At 47.7% G+C, this 18,341-nt stretch carries 16 protein-coding genes; 1 reads left to right on the forward strand and 15 read right to left on the reverse strand.

The features are described from left to right. Positions 1 to 17: 17 nt before the first annotated feature. From B5F53_RS05265 to uvrA, 6 genes are all read right to left on the reverse strand, one after another. Complete coding sequence (locus B5F53_RS05265; RefSeq protein WP_087220882.1) at positions 18 to 1,115, reverse strand: hypothetical protein; 1,098 nt, start codon at positions 1,113 to 1,115, stop codon at positions 18 to 20. Continuing rightward, positions 1,112 to 1,531, reverse strand: coding sequence for a hypothetical protein (locus B5F53_RS05270; protein ID WP_087220885.1), 420 nt, complete (start codon positions 1,529 to 1,531; stop codon positions 1,112 to 1,114). The genes B5F53_RS05265 and B5F53_RS05270 overlap by 4 nt, the downstream gene beginning before the upstream one ends. Before the next feature lie 86 nt (positions 1,532 to 1,617). Then, entirely contained in the window at positions 1,618 to 2,319 is a 702-nt protein-coding gene (locus B5F53_RS05275; RefSeq protein WP_087220888.1) for a ComF family protein, read from the reverse strand. 37 nt (positions 2,320 to 2,356) lie between these two features. Further along, positions 2,357 to 4,576, reverse strand: coding sequence for an SF1B family DNA helicase RecD2 (recD2, locus tag B5F53_RS05280; RefSeq protein WP_087220891.1), 2,220 nt, complete (start codon positions 4,574 to 4,576; stop codon positions 2,357 to 2,359). A gap of 91 nt (positions 4,577 to 4,667) precedes the next feature. After that, positions 4,668 to 5,654: a rod shape-determining protein gene (locus B5F53_RS05285; protein ID WP_087220894.1), complete on the reverse strand. Its 987-nt coding sequence runs from the start codon at positions 5,652 to 5,654 to the stop codon at positions 4,668 to 4,670. A gap of 98 nt (positions 5,655 to 5,752) precedes the next feature. Further along, entirely contained in the window at positions 5,753 to 8,599 is a 2,847-nt protein-coding gene (gene uvrA / locus B5F53_RS05290) for an excinuclease ABC subunit UvrA (RefSeq protein WP_087220897.1), read from the reverse strand. A 191-nt stretch (positions 8,600 to 8,790) separates the two neighbouring features. On the opposite strand from uvrA, the gene B5F53_RS05295 reads away from it, so the two are divergent. Beyond that, a complete protein-coding gene (locus B5F53_RS05295) occupies positions 8,791 to 10,026 on the forward strand; it encodes a D-alanyl-D-alanine carboxypeptidase family protein (protein WP_087220900.1) in 1,236 nt (411 codons plus the stop codon). 43 nt (positions 10,027 to 10,069) lie between these two features. On the opposite strand, the gene B5F53_RS05300 is transcribed toward B5F53_RS05295, so the two are convergent. The 9 genes from B5F53_RS05300 to ptsP are packed head-to-tail and all read right to left on the reverse strand — an operon-like array spanning position 10,070 to position 18,340. Continuing rightward, positions 10,070 to 10,552: a PTS sugar transporter subunit IIA gene (locus tag B5F53_RS05300; protein ID WP_087220903.1), complete on the reverse strand. Its 483-nt coding sequence runs from the start codon at positions 10,550 to 10,552 to the stop codon at positions 10,070 to 10,072. Positions 10,553 to 10,567: 15 nt separating this feature from the next. Continuing rightward, entirely contained in the window at positions 10,568 to 11,191 is a 624-nt protein-coding gene (locus B5F53_RS05305) for a ribulose-phosphate 3-epimerase (RefSeq protein WP_087220906.1), read from the reverse strand. A 17-nt stretch (positions 11,192 to 11,208) separates the two neighbouring features. Beyond that, complete coding sequence (locus B5F53_RS05310; RefSeq protein WP_087220908.1) at positions 11,209 to 12,027, reverse strand: BtpA/SgcQ family protein; 819 nt, start codon at positions 12,025 to 12,027, stop codon at positions 11,209 to 11,211. A gap of 39 nt (positions 12,028 to 12,066) precedes the next feature. Further along, entirely contained in the window at positions 12,067 to 13,158 is a 1,092-nt protein-coding gene (locus B5F53_RS05315; protein ID WP_087220912.1) for a M42 family metallopeptidase, read from the reverse strand. 24 nt (positions 13,159 to 13,182) lie between these two features. After that, complete coding sequence (locus B5F53_RS05320) at positions 13,183 to 13,920, reverse strand: SDR family NAD(P)-dependent oxidoreductase (RefSeq protein WP_087220915.1); 738 nt, start codon at positions 13,918 to 13,920, stop codon at positions 13,183 to 13,185. Next, on the reverse strand, positions 13,917 to 14,969 hold the full coding sequence (locus B5F53_RS05325; RefSeq protein ID WP_087220918.1) for an alcohol dehydrogenase catalytic domain-containing protein: 1,053 nt from the start codon (positions 14,967 to 14,969) through the stop codon (positions 13,917 to 13,919). Before B5F53_RS05325 ends, B5F53_RS05320 begins: the two co-directional genes overlap by 4 nt. A gap of 32 nt (positions 14,970 to 15,001) precedes the next feature. Then, positions 15,002 to 16,270: a PTS galactitol transporter subunit IIC gene (locus tag B5F53_RS05330; protein ID WP_087220921.1), complete on the reverse strand. Its 1,269-nt coding sequence runs from the start codon at positions 16,268 to 16,270 to the stop codon at positions 15,002 to 15,004. Between the two features lie 40 nt (positions 16,271 to 16,310). Further along, positions 16,311 to 16,613 carry a PTS sugar transporter subunit IIB gene (locus B5F53_RS05335; protein WP_087220924.1) on the reverse strand — a complete coding sequence of 101 codons (303 nt, stop codon included), beginning with the start codon at positions 16,611 to 16,613 and terminating at the stop codon, positions 16,311 to 16,313. A 23-nt stretch (positions 16,614 to 16,636) separates the two neighbouring features. Continuing rightward, positions 16,637 to 18,340 carry a phosphoenolpyruvate--protein phosphotransferase gene (gene ptsP / locus B5F53_RS05340; RefSeq protein ID WP_087220926.1) on the reverse strand — a complete coding sequence of 568 codons (1,704 nt, stop codon included), beginning with the start codon at positions 18,338 to 18,340 and terminating at the stop codon, positions 16,637 to 16,639. Position 18,341: the final 1 nt, after the last annotated feature.

Genomic DNA, 18,341 nt, shown 5'->3' on the forward strand with positions numbered 1-18,341 from the left:
TCAGCTCTTTTTTGAATCTATAAATCCTTCAGAGACTCTTCCAGTTTTTTCTCAAAGTCTATTTCATGAACCACCGGTCCCTCTGCCGGAGACGGATTGTCCTCTTCTTTCTCCTGAGGAATAATTCTGTCGTCCGCATACATAGGCGCCACATAATCTGCCGGCTGCCTGGGCGCCGGTTCTTCTGTTATGGGTTCTGCGTTAATCTTCTTAATATTTCTCTCACTGGTTGCAACGGTCAGCTTGGGAACTGCCTTCACATAGTAGTAGTACTCGTCGTCTTCATATTCCAGCCGTTCTGTTCTGGTATAATCCCCGCCGTATACAAAGAACTCCAGCACAATTCCCACTGCAATTGCCGCCACGGACGAAATAATAACACCCAGAAGAGAAGTATCCGTATTCAGGAACAGACTGCCGGCCAGCATCAGAAAGATATACAGTACGCCTCCGGCCACTATGGCAATTCTCCATGCATAGTCAATGGCTCTGGTACGAATCAGATTCACCAGTAAGGTAACAGCCACAAATGCCACCACTGTAATCCACATTTCCTGGTTTTTCATCAGTCCGTCTGCAAGCATTTTAATCTTCTCTGTCATTTCCGTATCTGCATTCTGAAGCACTTTCGCCTGCTCGCTGACATACTCTACAAAGAAGTAAAAAACTGCTCCGCAGCCTGCCGGAATACATGCCAGAGGGCTGGAAAGAAGACCGCCGCCCATGGGAATCACCGTAGGAATTCCGGCTGCGAAACCAAGAGGTGTAAATGCCAGTATCAGATTATTTTTCGCGGAAAACCGCAGAAACAGAATCATCAGAAACAGGATTAATACCAGGGCAAAGCCTGCCACTTCAATTCCCACTCCGTAACAATGCCCTGCAATCAGAAGAAATCCCAGATAAACAATGGCATTGGAAGGAAGGATTGAACATATCAGCGCAAGCACCAGGATCACAAAGGGGCTGTTTAATTTTTCCATAAAGCCCAGGGTTGTGTTAATCCATAAGAAATAGATAAGCGCCAAAGCAAATTTCAGACACGGCAGCAGATATACCTCATACTGACCGTAAAAGTTTTTTATTTTCTGTTTTAGTTCCAGTAATCCTGTCATTTCTGTCCCCTCCTGCCCAGCTTCTTCTCTTCCTTGTTATACATTTTATTTAGTCGGGTAAGCTGTACATAATAATCTTTTACACTTTTTTTCGCCTTATGGTATCTCCATGCATACTGAATATACGTAAGAATGCTGTAAAGAACTAAAACGGCAATATACCCGAGCAATATCCGGACTCCCAGAGATACCAGATTCATCTTATGTATATTCTCCATTAAATATTCAGCGAAATATCCAAGCCCTGCCAGCAGTATAAGACCGTATCCCAGAGTCACTAAAAAGAAATTTTTAATGAGAGCCAGTCCGATGTAGTCTGTTCTGTAATATTTGCTCACCGGCAGATACTGTTTGCCTTCTCCGTTTTCATACATGGCAAGCTTCGTCATCAGTTTTACTTTCTCTGTGTTTAACATAAATAACTCCTTATCTTCTTTCACCACAAATACTCATACAGATTGATTGTAACATAGATCTCTAACCATGAAAAGGATTTTTTGGCTTAGACAAAGCCTGTGCAAATGGTCAGAAAATAAACCTTTTTTACTCCATGTTTCTTTAATTCTCCGGCCACTGCGTCTATGGTGGCCCCTGTGGTATATACATCGTCCACAATTAAAGCCCTCTCTATCTTCCAGACGCCCGGTTTTCCCCGGAAAGCCTCCTGAAGATTCCGCCTTCTCTCCGCTGCATTTAACTTTTTCTGGCTTTTGGTCTTCTTCACTTTCTGAATCCAGTCTGTGCAGACAGGAATCCCGAATTGCCTGCCGATTCCCAGAGCAAGCTGCTCGGACTGGTTAAACCCTCTCTTTCGTTTCTTTCGTTTCTCCATAGGGACCGGAAAGACCGCCTGCGGCCTCCATAATTTCATGGAGGATTCTCCGTACAGAGCCAGCGCCCGGATATAGAATTCCCCGTAAATTCTTCTTCCTCCGTATTTGTAGCGGATAATGGAATCTTTCATCTTTTGGTCATAGAGAAAAATCCCTCTCCCTTCTTCAAACCAGTGGGGCCGTACCCGACAGTCCCGGCACAGTTCCTCCTGTCCGTCCTCCAGAGGTTTGCCGCATTTTTTGCACCGGGGTTCCCCTATGGGCCGAAGTTTTGCCCGGCATTTTACGCAGATCATCTGCTCCTGTCCCTGCAGTATCTGATGGCAGAGAGGACAGCAGGGCGGGTAGAATAAATCCCATCCGTTTCTCATCTTCTTTCATCCTTTCCACCCCGAATCAGACTCTCTTTTATGCCAGTTCCTGAATATAAGTATCCAGAGAACTGTATCTCTTCTGCTGCTGCCTGTTGCGTATCATTTCCAGGAATGTCTCCTCACTTCCAACCACGGTCACGCATTTTCTGGCTCTGGTCACTGCCGTATACAGCAGGTTCCGGTTCATCAGCATCCGCGGACCTCCCAGAAGAGGAAGAAGAACCGCCGGATACTCGCTGCCCTGAGATTTATGTATGGTAATGGCATAGGCCAGCTCCAGCTCCTCCAGTTGTTTAAAGGAATATTCCGCGGTTCTTCCGTCTTCAAATTCCACCGTAACCAGCTCGGCAAAGTCATTGATCTCCTTTATCAGTCCCATGTCCCCGTTGAAAACACCCACGCCTTTCTCTATGGGAATTCCGTATTTTCCCCGGACTTCCCACTCTAACTGGTAATTATTCTTCACCTGCATTACCTTATCTCCCTGCCGGAAAATCCGTTCTCCGCTTTCCTTCTCTTTCTTTTTCTTATCAGGAGGATTTAAATATCTCTGCAGAATCTGGTTCAGTCTCTCCACTCCCAGAAGTCCCTTTCGCATAGGAGTCAGAACCTGAATTTCCGACGGTTTCGCGTCTACGTAGGGGGGCAGTTTCTCCTGAATCAATGCAATCAGCACCCGGATGATTACGTCTGCATCATATCGTTTCAAAAAGAAGAAGTCCCGGCTTTTATTATGTATGGGTACCGCCTCTCCCCGGTTAATCCGGTGGGCATTTACCACAATGTCGCTCTGGGACGCCTGGCGGAAAATCTTATTGAGCTCCACCACCGGAAAAATCCCGGAACGGATCACATCCCGCAGCACGTTTCCGGGTCCCACACTAGGAAGCTGGTTCACGTCTCCCACCAGAATCAGGCGGGTTCCGGCGCAGATGGCATTTAACAGGGCGTGCATCAGATGAATATCCACCATGGACATCTCATCAATAATAATCACATCCGCCTCCAGAGGATGATCCTCATTTCTCTCAAAATATCCCATCTGTTCGGAATTCTCTCCTCCCTGACTCAGTTCCAGAAGCCGGTGAATGGTCTGGGCTTCATAGCCGGTAGCTTCCGTCATTCGCTTGGCCGCCCGTCCCGTAGGAGCTGCCAGCCGGATTTCCATCCCTTCCGATTCAAAGAAACGGATAATGGTATTAATGGTTGTGGTCTTTCCGGTTCCCGGTCCACCCGTCAGAATAAACAATCCGTATTCCGCTGCCTTTAATACCGCCTCTTTCTGCCGTTCATCCAGCTCAATCCGGTTATTTTTCTCAATAGCTTCCAGTCTCCGTATGGCCATGGCCTCGTCGGTCTGACAGCGGACGTTTAGCTCGTTTAGCATTCGGGCCGTATTCAATTCCAGATAATAGTACTGACTGGCATAGACAATCACCTGTTCTTCTCTTTCTTTCAGTATAATTTTCCGATCCATAGCCAAATCCATCAGATGCTTCTCCATAAAGGAAGCCTCCACCCCCAAAAGCCGGGATGCTCTTAGCAGAAGCTCTTCTTTTGGAAGATAGGTATGGCCCTCTCCCACTGCCTGTACGAAAACATAGAGAATTCCGCTTCGTATCCGGTAATCGGAATCTGTATGGATGCCGATTTTCGAGGCGATTTCATCTGCAATTTTAAAGCCCACTCCCGTTATGTCTTCTGCCAGACGATAGGGGTTTTCCTCCAGCACGTGATAAAGTCCGTTCCCGTATTTCTGGTAGATTTTCACTCCCAGATTCAGAGAGATTCCATACTGCTGCAGGAAGATCATGGCCTTTTGCAGGTCTTCCTTCTCTGCCACCTGCTGGGAAATCTCTCTGGCCATACGCATACTGATCCCCTTAATTTCTGCCAGCCGCTCCGGTTCTTCCCGTACAATCCTCAGAGTATCTTCTTTGAATTTTTTTACAATCCTGGCTGCCAGAGCCGGCCCGATTCCTTTAATTGCTCCGCTTCCCAGATACCGCTCCATAGCCAGGGCGTCCTCCGGAGCTTTTTCTTTATAAGATTCGATCTGGAACTGCTGTCCGTACATGGGATGCTCTGTATAATGTCCCCGGGCTTCTATCCATTCTCCCTGGGAAATATATTCAAAGGTCCCCACACAGGTCAGTTCTTCTATCTCTTCACTTTTTAAAACCAAAACGGTGTAACCATTGTCCTGATTCCGAAAAATGATATGATCAATGTATCCCGTTACTGTATCGCTCATCCTTATCCCAATGCCTCTTTCCTGTGGAATCTTTTATAGAAAAAAGGCTGTCCGGCCGGAAATCCCTTCCGTCCGTCAGCCATATTCTGGTTTATTTCATCTCTGAAATCACCTGGGCATACATGCCCGTACCTTCCGCCACTACCATCATGGGATTCTCGGCAGTCAGTGTGTGAATTCCTGTTTTTTCTTCGATCAGTGTCTCCATTCCCTGCAGCAGGGAACCGCCTCCGGTGAGAATGATTCCCCGGTCTACAATATCCGCAGCCAGTTCCGGCGGTGTTTTCTCCAGTACTCCGTGAACCGTATCCACAATCTGACCGACTTCTTCTTTTAGTCCTTCTCTGATTTCCTCTGATGTCAGAGTGGCAATCCTGGGAAGTCCTGTGATTACATTTCGTCCCTTCACTTCCATGGTTGCCGTCTTCGCCTGTTCGCAGGCCGTTCCGATTTTAATTTTAATATCTTCTGCTGTCTGTTCACCGATAAACAGATTGTGATTCTTCCTCACATACCGCATAATCGCCTGATCGAAATTATCTCCTGCCACTTTCAGTGAGCTGGATACCACAATCCCGGCCAGTGAAATCACGGCCACGTCGGTGGTTCCGCCGCCGATGTCTACGATCAGGTTGCCATAGGGCTTGGTAATGTCAATGCCGGCGCCGATAGCCGCCGCAATGGGCTCTTCAATAAGAAACACTTCCCTTGCCCCGGCCTGGTAAGTGGCTTCTTCCACCGCCTTCTTCTCCACTTCTGTCACGCCGCTTGGGATGCAGATGCTGATTCTCGGCTTACGGAAAGCTCTTCTTCCCATGGCTTTCGATATAAAATATTTCAGCATTTTCTCAGTTACTGTATAATCCGTAATAACTCCCTGGCGGATCGGGCGGATCGCTTCTATGTTCCCGGGGGTTCTTCCTATCATCTGCCTGGCTTCTTCGCCGATTGCTTTAATTTTTTCGGTATCTTTATCATAAGCAACCACAGAGGGTTCTTTTAATACGATGCCTTTTCCTGTAGAATACACCAGGCAGCTGCAGGTGCCCAGGTCAATTCCAATATCACTTGCCGGCATACTTGTCCCCTTTCTTTCTCAGATTCACTCACATTTTCCAATATAGATAATTATATACAAAACTTCTGAAAATGGAACCCCCAACCGAAAATTTCAGCTTACTCTGTCTGCAGATACCTGGCCACATATTTTCCTGTATAGGAAACCGGGTTTTGGGCCACTTCCTCCGGGGTTCCCACAGCAATCACCTGACCGCCTCCGTCGCCGCCTTCCGGACCGATGTCAATAATATAATCCGCCGTCTTAATGACATCCAGATTATGTTCGATGACCACAACGGTATTCCCGCCCTCAGACAGACGTTTCAGGATTTCGATTAGCTTATGCACATCTGCAAAGTGCAGACCGGTCGTTGGTTCATCCAGAATATAGATGGTCTTTCCTGTACTGCGTTTGCTCAGTTCCGTAGCCAGCTTAATCCTCTGGGCCTCGCCTCCGGATAGGGTAGTCGAAGGCTGTCCCAGACGGATGTAGGAGAGACCCACATCATATAAGGTCTGAATTTTCCGTTTTATAGAAGGTATGGCATCAAAGAAATCCAGCGCCTCCTCTACGGTCATATCCAGCACGTCATAAATGCTCTTCCCTTTATACTTCACTTCCAGAGTCTCTCTGTTATAGCGTTTTCCCCGGCAGACTTCACAGGGTACGTATACATCCGGCAGAAAATGCATCTCTATTTTAATAATACCGTCTCCGCTGCATGCCTCGCACCGGCCGCCCTTTACGTTGAAACTGAAGCGGCCTTTCTTATAGCCTTTAGCCTTGGCGTCGGCCGTAGAGGCAAAGAGATCCCGGATCTGATCAAAGACTCCCGTATAGGTGGCCGGATTGGATCGGGGTGTTCTCCCGATTGGAGACTGGTCGATGTTAATTACCTTATCAAGCTGCTCCATTCCCAGAATCTTCTTATGTTTTCCCGGAATGGTTCTGGCCCGGTTCAGCTCTTTGGCCAGCCGCTTATACAGAACTTCATTGACCAGGGAGCTCTTTCCGGAACCGGAAACTCCGGTTACGCAGGTCATTACCCCAAGGGGAATGGAAACGTCCACATTTTTCAGATTGTTTTCCGCTGCCTGTACAACCTTTAAAAATCCGGTGGGCTGTTTCCGTTCTTCCGGTACGGGTATTTTCCTTCTACCACTTAAGTATGCGCCGGTTACGGAATTCTTATTCTTCATAAGTTCTTCCGCCGTTCCGATGGCTACAAGTTCTCCTCCGTGTTCTCCTGCTCCCGGCCCAATATCTACGATGCAGTCTGCCGCCCGCATGGTATCTTCATCATGTTCCACCACAATCAGGGAATTTCCCAAGTCTCTTAAATGCATCAGTGTTTTCAGAAGTTTGTCATTGTCTCTCTGATGAAGACCAATACTGGGCTCGTCTAAAATATAGGCCACTCCTACCAGACCGGATCCAATCTGAGTCGCCAGACGGATTCGCTGGGCTTCTCCTCCCGAAAGGGTCCCGGTTGCTCTGGACAGGGTCAGATAATTCAGCCCCACATCGGAGAGAAATCCTACCCTGGCCCGGATTTCCTTTAGAACCTGCTCCCCGATCAGTTCCTGCTGTCTGGTCAGTTCCAGGTTCTCCAGCCATTCTTTCAGCTTATCCACAGACAGGGAGGTTACTTCATAAATGTTACTGTCTCCCACAGTTACAGCCAGGGCTTCTTTTTTCAGACGCTGTCCGTGGCAGACATGACAGGGAGTAATCCGCATAAAAGTTTCGTATTCCTGTTTGGTAGTGTCCGATCCGGTCTCCCGGTAACGGCGTTCCACGTTCTTAATCAGCCCTTCAAAGGCCACGTCATAGATGCCTTCTCCCCGCTGCCCCCGGTAATAAACTTTCACCGATTTTCCATTGGTTCCGTAGAGAAGAATGTCCCGTATTTTTTTCGGATATTCTTCAAAGGGCGTATCCAGGCTGAAGTGATATTCTTCTGCCAGAGCGTCCAGAATGGCTCTGGTATAGCTTCCCTTATCTGTACAGGACTGCCATCCCAGAACGGTGATTGCCCCCTGACTGATGCTTAAACTCTCATCGGGAATCATCAGAGACGGATCAAACTCCATCTTATATCCCAGTCCGGCACATTCCGGGCAGGCCCCAAACGGATTATTAAAGGAAAAACTTCTGGGTTCAATTTCATCCACACTGATCCCGCAGTCCGGACAGGAAAAACTCTGGCTGAAATTCATGGCGGTTCCGTCCATTTTATCCACCATTAAAAGGCCGTCCGACAGCTCCAGCACGTTTTCAATGGAATCCGTCAGTCGTTTCTCAATCCCCGGTTTTACCACAAGACGGTCTACCACAATTTCGATATTATGTTTGATGTTTTTATCCAGTTTGATTTCTTCTGACAGCTCATACATGTTTCCGTCCACAAGGACTCTCACATAGCCGCTTTTCTTGGCCCGTTCAAATAATTTGGCATGGGTTCCCTTCCTTCCCCGGACCACCGGAGCCAGAAGCTGAATTCTGGTCCGCTCAGGCAGGGTCATAATCTGATCCACCATCTGATCCACCGTCTGCCTGCTGATTTCCCTTTTGCATACCGGGCAGTGGGGAATTCCGATTCTGGCATACAGCAGACGGAAGTAATCATATATTTCGGTCACAGTTCCCACGGTCGAACGGGGATTTCGGTTGGTGGATTTCTGATCAATGGAAATGGCGGGGGAGAGTCCTTCAATGCTTTCCACATCCGGTTTTTCCATCTGTCCCAGAAACTGACGGGCGTAGGAGGAGAGTGACTCCATGTATCTCCTCTGCCCTTCTGCATATATGGTATCAAATGCCAGGGAACTCTTCCCTGAACCGCTCAGTCCGGTCAATACTACCAGTTCATTCCTGGGAATATCCACATCCAGATGTTTCAGATTGTTTTCATTGGCCCCTCTGATTTTAATAAACTGCTTTTGTACTTTCTGTGCCGGCATAGTATACCTCTTTTCTATCTTTCTATCTAGTATTCCCTTTCTTTCTCAGACAAATACACATCCGCATCTGTCAGTTCGAGTATACTATACTTATCTGCCTTTTGCAAACATTTGTTCTGTTTTTACCAGTTGCGTATTGCCAAAAAACATACTATAATGAAGCAAACCTGAAAAATAAAGGAGAAAATTCTATGAAAAACAAATGGACAGCCCTGGCAGTATCTCTCATTCTCTCTGTTTCCACTGCTGTCTCAGCAGGAGCAGCGAGCCAGACTGCCACCCCCATCCCTCAGACAGAAACTGCGGCAGAAACCGCCGCTTCCAATAACGGCGATACCCAGGCGCTGCTGAATGAAGCCGAAAGTCTGGGACTTCTTCCTGAGGCTGCCGCACAGCCTTCTATCTCAGAAGAGACTGCCTGTCTGATGGAAGCGGGAACCGGAACAATTATTTATGATAAAGAAATGGATAAACAGATTATTCCTGCCAGCACTACTAAGATTATGACAGCCCTGCTGGTAATGGAGAACTGTTCCCTGGACGAACAGGTCACTTTTACAGAAACCGGTATCCGGGATGTAAACTACGGAAGCACCAATGCGGGAATGCAGCTTGGGGAAGTGATTACCATCGAGCAGTGCCTCTATCTGATTATGCTTCAGTCCGCCAATGAGGTCTCCGCACAGGTAGCTGAATACATAGCCGGATCCGAAGCGGCTTTCGTGGAGCAGATGAATCAGCGGGCAGAAGAACTGGGCTGTACCGGAACCCATTTCAATAACCCCAACGGCCTGCCTGACAACAATCATTACACCACCGCCCACGATATGGCTTTAATCTCTCAGGAGGCTATCAAACACGACTTATTCCGGGAGATTATCCACACCCAGGAATACACCCTCCCGGCCACCAACGTAAATCCTGCTCCCAGGACTTTTAAGAACCACCACGCCATTTTGTTTCCGGGAACTGAATATTATTACGAATACGCCATCGGAGGCAAAACCGGTTACACCGACGCCTCTCAGAGTACGCTGGTTACCTTTGCCGAAAAAGACGGCCTTTTGTTCATCGCCACAGTCTTTAAAGGGGACGGAGCCAAGATTGTGCTGGATACCAAAAAATTATTTGAATACGGCTATGAAAATTACGAAAAACTCACCCTGGAGGGAGACAGCTATATGCTGGTACCCAAGGGAAGCGCTCAGGTTATCAGTGATCTGAAAGAGCAGAAACTGCAGGAAGAACAAAAGCTTCAGGAACAGAAGGAGCAGGAACAGGCAAACACCGAAGCAGTGGCAGCGGCCCGGCAGGCCTCCCGTTCCACTTATATGAAAATCATTGCCGTCCTGGGAGTTTTAATCCTTCTGGGTCTTCTGGTGATGATAATAAAACTGATTTCCCGCAGAAAGAAACGCCGGAAATAAGGGATATAAAAAGGAAGTGCAGACAGTCCGCACTTCCTCTTTTTTATTCCTCTGTTTTTTTCAGGTTGCTGCACAGAATCCGGTAAACCGCTTCTCCGTCTTTCGCCTGAATGATTTTCTCTATCATTTCTTCCTTTTGTACCACTAAATTAATTAATTCTTTTAATACATCCAACTGCGCATGCTGCTCCTTTATGGCCAGCATGAGAACCAGGTGTACCGCCACCTTCTCTCCGTCCGGGTTTCCCATTACCCGGAAGTCCACCGGATTTTTTAAGACTGCCACACAGATGCAGGTTTCATTCACATAGCACGCATCGGTGTGTGGAATCGCTGCCTTATATCCTTCCAGAGGCAGCCCGGTGGAAAATTTCTGCTCCCGCAGAATCACATTCTCTTTAAAGTCTTCTTTTACAATTCCAAGCTCAAATAATCTGTCCGACAGAATTTCCAGCACTTCCTGATCCGTTGCGCCTTCAACCCCCACATAGCAGGTTTCTTTTCTGATAGAATCTATCAATGCCATAACCCAGCCCCCGTTCTATTTAAATTTATGAATTACAGACAGCGGATCTTCCGACTGGAAAACCGTCCGTCCCATCACAACTCCAGAAGCGCCTGCTTCTTTCACCGCATAAAATTCTTTTTCCCCGATGCCGCCGTCCGCCAGAATCTGGTATCGTCCCCCGGAGCACTCCGCCAGTGTCTTTATTTTATCCAGCATCTCTGCCTGGAAGAGATCCCCTTCCCCGTCGGGCTCAGAAGTCATAACCAGAACGTAGTCAATCCGATTTTTATAGGGAAGGATCTCTCTGGCAGAGGTGCGCGGATTTAAAGCAATGCCTGCCTTCATCCCCAATTGATGAATACGGTGAATCAGATACAGGGGATACCCTGTGGATTCCCAGTGAAAGGCCGCCGCACAGAATCCTGCTTCGGCAAGAAAGTCCAGATAATCTGCCGGGTTTGTCACCATCAGATGGGCGTCCATCCGGCCTTCCCACAGCTTCGCTGCTGCCCGGATGGTTTTCATGCCAAATGTGATATTTGGCACAAAGTTGCCATCCTCAATATCAAAATGCAGACAGGGACAGCCTTTTAACGCCCGGATGGCTTCTCCCAGATGCATCTGATCCGCAGATGCCAGGGAAGGAAGAATCTGCATATTCTCTCACCCTTTCTTTATAAGGAAGCTCTGAACTTCTTTACAACATCCATAAATTCTCTGACGCGCTTTTCGTCTGCTTCATTTTCAAATTTTCCGTCCTTCTTAAAGGTGGTTCCTACCACAGCTCCGTCTGCAATACTTAACTGTTCTTCCACATTGTTAATTCTAACACCTGTATTGGCGAATACAAGAGTTTCCGGCACTTCCTTTTTCACCTCTGCCAGAACCTGAGAGTCTGTGGCTGATCCGGCTGTCAGTCCGGATACGCAGAGGGCGTCTGGCTTACAGTTAAATACCGTACTTTTTGCAATCTGTTTAATATCGTCTCTCTGAATATATTTTGCCGCTTCCGGCACAATGTTGAACAGCAATTTCACATCTTCTGCACCGATAGCATGCTGATGGCGCACCACTTCTCCGCAGTTTGTATTCCACAGGCCGAAATCACTGGCATATACTCCTGTGAAAATCTCCCGCACAAATTTCGCTCCCGTTGCAGCCGCCAGATCCAGAGACTTTGCCGGATCCCATAAAACATTCACCCCAAAGGGAATTTTCAAATCTGCTTTTAATTCCCCGATAATCCTCGCCATTGCCGCTACAGTTTCCGTCTTTACATCCGTCAGATAGGGGAGGCTGAATTCATTGGAAAACATTATAGCGTCTACGCCGCCTTCCTGCAGAGCAAGCATTTCTTTTTTCGCCCGGCAGATCACAGCATCCATGCCCCCGGCTTTGTCAAATCCCGGATCTCCCGGAAGGGCCATGAAATGACACATGGCAATAATCGGTTTCTCTGTTCCTAAAATTTCCTTTGTCCACTTTACGCTCATATTCTTTCTCCTTTATCCTTTTCTATTTTTTCTTTTTATTTATCCTCTGCAGATGTCAATGTCTTTTCCGAATCTGCAGGCAGACGCCAGCATCAGCTTGGCACAGTCTTCCACATCCCGGCGGCTTGCCACCTCCGCAAGGGAATGGGTATACCGAAGAGGGATGGACAGATGGGCCATGGGAATTCCTTCCGTGCCCGCATGCTGTGTAAACGCATCGTCTGTAATCACTCCGATTACCACTTCTTTCTGGCACTTCAGCCCTTCTTCTTTCGCTGTTTTCTCTAAAAACGCATTTAGTTTCGGGTTCGGAAGGAGGCCTCCCAGAGTCCCTCTTCCATGAAAGTTCATATACATAATGGCCACGCCTTCTCCCACAGCCATTTCGTAGCGTCCCTTTAACTCCGGTGTATCACAGGCCGGTGAAATATCCACACAGATTGCCGCATCCGGCTGCAGCCTGCAAAAGGTAGGAGTTGCCGAACGGATATTAAATTCTTCCTGCACCGTAAAAATCAGATGTATTGTAGCTTTATGCTCTGTTTTTCCCAGTTCTTCCGCCATATACAGCAGGGTATAGATTCCCATCCGGTCATCCAGGGCTTTGGAAGCCACATAGTCCCCCAGCAGGGTAAAGTTGGGAATGTAGGTAACAATACTTCCGATGTCTACTCCCTTTTCCAGCACCTCTGCTTTGGATTTGCATCCTAAGTCCACATACAATTCCCCGATGGGAGTCACTGCAAACTTTTTATCCGCAGGCGTGAGATGGTGGGAAGTATTTCCTATTACAGCTCTGTATGCCTTCGTCTCATCCAGCGTATGTACATCCACCATGGAAGCCGGCAGGACTTTCTCCGGCACGCCGCCGACTCTCTCCAGACGCAAGAACCCGTTCTCTTCTACTTTCTTCACAATCAGTCCCACTTCGTCCATATGGGCAAAATAGGCAATGGAAACCCCGCCTTCTTCTGTTCCCGGATAGGTTGCAGTAATATTTCCCAACTTATCCACATGAACATCCTCGCACAGCCCTTCCAGACGTTTTAAAAGATAGGCTATCATTTTATCTTCATGTCCGCTTAAAGCAGGAATTTCCGTCAATTCCCTCATGTCTTTTTCAAAATTCATATCGTTTCCTTTCTTTCCTGATTCTTATCCAATATGCATTCTTCCGCCGTCCGCGATCAGAACTTCTCCGCACAGGTAAGAAGCCATATCGCTTGCCAGAAATAATGCAACAGAGGCTATATCTTCCGGTTCTCCCATTCTCCCAAGAGGCATCACGCTCTTATAATGTTCTCTGGCAGCTTCCTCTGAACCGAATCGTGTGGCAAGCATTTTACTCATCACTACGGCCGGAGCAATCCCGTTTACCCGGATTCCCAGCCTGGCATATTCCCGGGCCAGAAACCGTGTCAGCGCATAGGATCCTGCTTTTGTGGTCACGTACTGAGGAATTCCGGTTCCGCCGCTGAATACGGACGCGGACGTGAGAATGACAATGTTTCCTTTTGTTTTCTCCAGATACGGCCTGGCCGCCTCAGAACAATAGTAGGTTCCCAGAGCATTGACCTGATAGCTGGTATTCCAGTCTGCCACCACTCCCGCATTATTCACTAAAATATCCACGCGTCCGTAAGTACCTGCAATTTCCTCAAAAACCTGCTTTACCTTCTCTTCTTTGGATATATCGCATTGCCGGTAACCGGCGCGTTTTCCTGTTTTTTCCGTTTTATCCAGGAGTTCCTGCACCTGTTCTTCCTGGCATACGTCCAGAATCACCGTCTGCGCCCCTGCCTGTGTGAGCTTTTCTGCGATTGCCGCTCCGATTCCCTGTGCCGCCCCTGTTACTACCGCAACTTTGCCTCCCATATCTATCTCATAGCTCATTTCGACCCTTCTTCCGTCTTATCTATTTTTATAATGCACTTCAGACACTGTCCTCTGCCGATTGTCTGCGCGATGGCCTTATCCAGTTCCCCCAGGGAAAACCGGTGGGTAATATAAGATTTCGCATCTATCATGCCACTGGCAATAAGACGCAGCGCCTCCCTGGTATTGTTCTGATTAGCCGAATAGGTTAAAAGGACTTCCATCTCTTTAAAAAACGCTTCACTGACATAGAACTTCAGGTATTCTTCCGGAGCCGGGGTAGCAAATAAAAGCAGCTTTCCCCCTTTTCCCGTCAACTTGAATCCCGTCTCCATAGCCCGTACATCTTTTGCCATAACGCACACTTTGTCGAACTGATTCCAGCCAAATTCCTCTTGTAACTTCTCCAGTTCTTTCTCCGGATCTTCTTCTGCTGCGCGGGCAGACAAAACACCTTTCTTCTTTGCCATTTCCTGTCTCCAGGGAATAATCTCGTAAGCCACGATGTCGCTTACCCCATAAGCTTTTAATGCCTCAATCAGCATCAATCCTATGGTTCCGGTTCCCACAACTGCAATCCTGTCTGAAGGTTTCACGTCCATTCTCTCAATTCCGTGAAGGGCGCAGGCAAGAGGTTCAATCAGAGAAGCCTCCTCGAAACTCACGTGATCCGGAAGTTTCAGAGTATCTTTTTTCACATGTTCTGCCCCCGCCTTAAAATATTCTGCAAAACCGCCCGGCTGATAATGGGTCTTTTTAAACTGTCTGCAGAGGGTATAATGCCCTTTTCTGCACTCTTCGCAGCGCATACAGGGAATATGATGATGTACAAATACCCGATCGCCCACCTGGAAATCTGTCACCCCCTCTCCTGCTTCTGCCACAGTTCCCACCGCTTCATGCCCCAGAATAACAGGAGCTTTAGGCTTGTTGTACCATTCCATGGTATCTGCCACGCATACGCCGCAGGTGTCTGTCTTTACCAGGATTTCTCCCGGCCCTGCAGAGGGCTTTTCTACTTCTTCTACTCTCACATCTGTGTTGGTATAATATACTGCCGCTTTCATAAATCTCTCCTATTCCAGACTGCTTTTGGTTCCTACGCAAATAATCCCGCAATCTTTGATAAAATCCAGGTCAGCCAGTTGCCGGCGGACAATGCCGTTATATCTACCGCTCCTTCCGGAAGGGTATACCCTGCGGATACTGCCATCTCCGTCATAGAGGATCCGAAACTGGTACAAATCAGCATAACCACGCTCATAATCACGACGCCGCAAATCAGAGAACGGAATAAATTCCCTTTACTCAGACAGGGTACCAATGCTACGAAGTAGGCCAGGGAAGCTAAATCCCCAAAGGGAAGTACTCTGTTTCCGGGCAGAATCACAGCCAGAATCAGGGTAACCGGTATCAGAATCAGGCCTGCCGCCACAGTTACCGGATGTCCGATTAAAATCGCGGAATCCAGTCCCACATAGAATTCTCTGTCCCCAAAGTGTTTTTTCATAAATTTTTTCGCCGCATCCGATACAACGGACAGGGATTCCATAAACAGGGCGATGAATTTGGGTATAATCATCATAACGGCCCCAATGGAAATGGCAGAGCTTAAAAGCAGAGGAATATCGCTCCAGTATCCGGACAGCAGTCCTAAAATCAGTCCCAGCACCGTTCCAAGTACCAGCGGACTTCCGAAAATCCCCCATTTTTCCTGAATATGTTTCTCATCCCAGTTGATGTCCTTTATCACCGGAATCCGATCCAGCACCCAGTTTACTCCTGCAATAATAGGAATACTGGTAACCGCCCATCCATGAGGAATGGAAACGCCCGGCACCTGGTAGAAGTCCTGTACCCGTTTGGCCGTCCTGTCCGCCATCACCAGACAGAAAGCCGCATGAATGGCGCCTGCTATCAGGCCTAAAATAAGATTCCCGGATATAATGTAGACAACTGATGCAGTAAAGGCATGATTCCAGAAATTCCATATATCCACATTCAGTGTCTTAGTCAGTTTTGTGGCAAGCATGATGATATTCACCCCCAGAGACACCAGAATGATCAGTGCACCGCAGGTAGTACTATAGGCAATGGCCGATCCCACAGCCCAGCCCACGTCCAGAATGTCATTTTTCAGTCCCCATTCTTCCACCATGATCTCAATCATGGGATTTACTGTGGTCATCATCAGGTTAATTACCAGATTCAGTCCGATGTAGGCTGCGCCAAATGTCAGACCTGCCATCAGCGACTTTTTCAGTTTCGCCCCGAAAATCATACAGATAATGAAAATGAAAATCGGAATTAATACAGAAGCGCCTAAACTGGTAAGTGCATTTGAAATTTTTGTAATTGTTTCAACCATAGTTTTCCTCCTTGCTAATAGCCCCGTTGTCCTTTGTTCTTTAATTCTTCTCCGAAATTTCTTTTATTTTCTCTGCCAGTTTCTCCAGCAGTTCCTCATCCCCCACCCCGGTTAAAAGAGGAACTCCGTTAAAGACCGGAAGTCCTGACTCAAAAGAAACCTGAGCGGTACTTAAGATCACGTCGCAGCCTGTCAGCCGGTTGGCCAGATCCTGCACGCTGCATGTCATAATCGAAATCGGTATTTTCCTTTCATCCATATATTCCTGTACAATAGATGCCGCATGGGTGGATGTGGCAATCCCTGAGCCACAGGCAACCATTAATTTTACTGTTCTTCCCATTTTGTTTCCTCCTCTTTTTTATCTCATTGCTTTTCCCAGAATATTTCTGCCAGTTGTTCTGCTTTTTCTGCTGATTCTGCCTTTATGGCTTCCAGAGCGATTTCTCTGCACTCCCTGGCAGAAAGTCTTCCTATCCACTCCTTAACTTCTCCTATTCCTCCCGGTGATACGCTGAACTCGTCCAGCCCCAGCCCCAGCAATATGGGGATCATTTTTTTATCCCCGGCGGCTTCCCCGCACATTCCGCAGGGTTTTCCGTTTTTATGGGCTCCTTCTATGGCCAGTTGTATCAGTTTTAATACGGCCGGATGGAAATAGGTATAAAGATCCGCAATCTCTTCATTTCCCCTGTCTGCGGCAAGCGTGTACTGAGTCAAATCGTTTGTCCCAATGGAGAAAAAGTCTGCCTCCTTTGCAAAAGTCTCCGCCATCACAGCCGCAGAGGGAATTTCAATCATCATTCCCATGGGGATCTTCTCTTTTACTTCCTTTCCTTCTTTTTCTAATTCTCTTCTGCACTCTTCTGCCATACCTTTCGCCCACCGCAGTTCCTCTACCGAAGAAATCATGGGAAACATAATCTGAAGCTCTCCATATACGGAAGCTCTCAAAAGGGCCCGAAGCTGCGTTTTAAACACCTCTTTTTCCTTCCGGCACAGTCGGATTGCCCGGTTTCCCAGGAAAGGATTCTGCTCCTTTTTCATGGGCAGGGCAGGGACTTCTTTGTCTCCGCCTATGTCCAGGGTTCTTACAATCACCGGCTTTTCTTTCATGCTTCTTAAAACAGAGGCATAAGCCTGATACTGCTGCTCTTCTGTGGGAAGAAATTCCCCGGTCAGATACAGAAACTCCGAACGGAACAGTCCGATTCCTCCGGCTCCGTACTGGAGCGCTTTTTGAGCATCCTGCACATTTCCGATATTTCCGAAAAGCTGCACCCTCTTTCCTTCTTTGGTAACACAGGGAAGATTTGCCCTTTCAGCTCTGCGTTTCCGTTCCTGTTTCTCTTTTTCTATTTCTTTTCTAAATCTCTCTGTTACCTTTTTCTCCGGTTCCGGAAAGACTTCTCCGCTGTTTCCGTCCAGAGCGATTCTCATTCCGTTTTTTACATTTTCCAGAATCCCTTTCACCCCCACAGCCGCGGGAAGTTCCATGGTTCTTGCCAGAATAGCTGTGTGAGAAGTTTTCCCTCCCCCTTCCATAACAAGGCCCACAATGTGACGAAAGTCCAGCCCTGCCGTAACGGACGGCGGAATGTCTTCCCCTATCAGAACCGTTGGCTCCTGCAGGGAGCCTGTGTCCGGAAGGGAAATTCCCTGCATCTGTCTCTGAAGCTGCATCTTAATGTCCTGTATATCGGAAGCTCTCTGTTTCATATATTCACTGTCCATAGCGGCAAATAGTTCCATATACTGATTCATCACCTTTTCCACTGCATCTACTGCACTGGCGCCCAAGGAAATCTCTCCTCTGATGGGGACAATCATTTCTTCATCCTGTAAAATGGAACAATGCGCTTCAAAAATTGCAGCTTCTTCCCGGCCTATCCCCCTTTTTGTTTTCCTGGCCAGGTTCTGGTTCTTTTCCAATACCTCCAGGCGCGCTTTTTCAAAATCTGCTTCTTCTGTCTCTTTTCCTTTAAAGGGCCGGTTCAGTTTCACCGGTATTTCAGAATACACCAATGCTTTTCCAAGACAGACGCCCCTGGATACTCCGATTCCTTTCATA

The sequence above is a fragment of the Blautia sp. An249 genome (genome assembly GCF_002159835.1).
Classification (GTDB): domain Bacteria; phylum Bacillota; class Clostridia; order Lachnospirales; family Lachnospiraceae; genus Blautia_A; species Blautia_A avistercoris.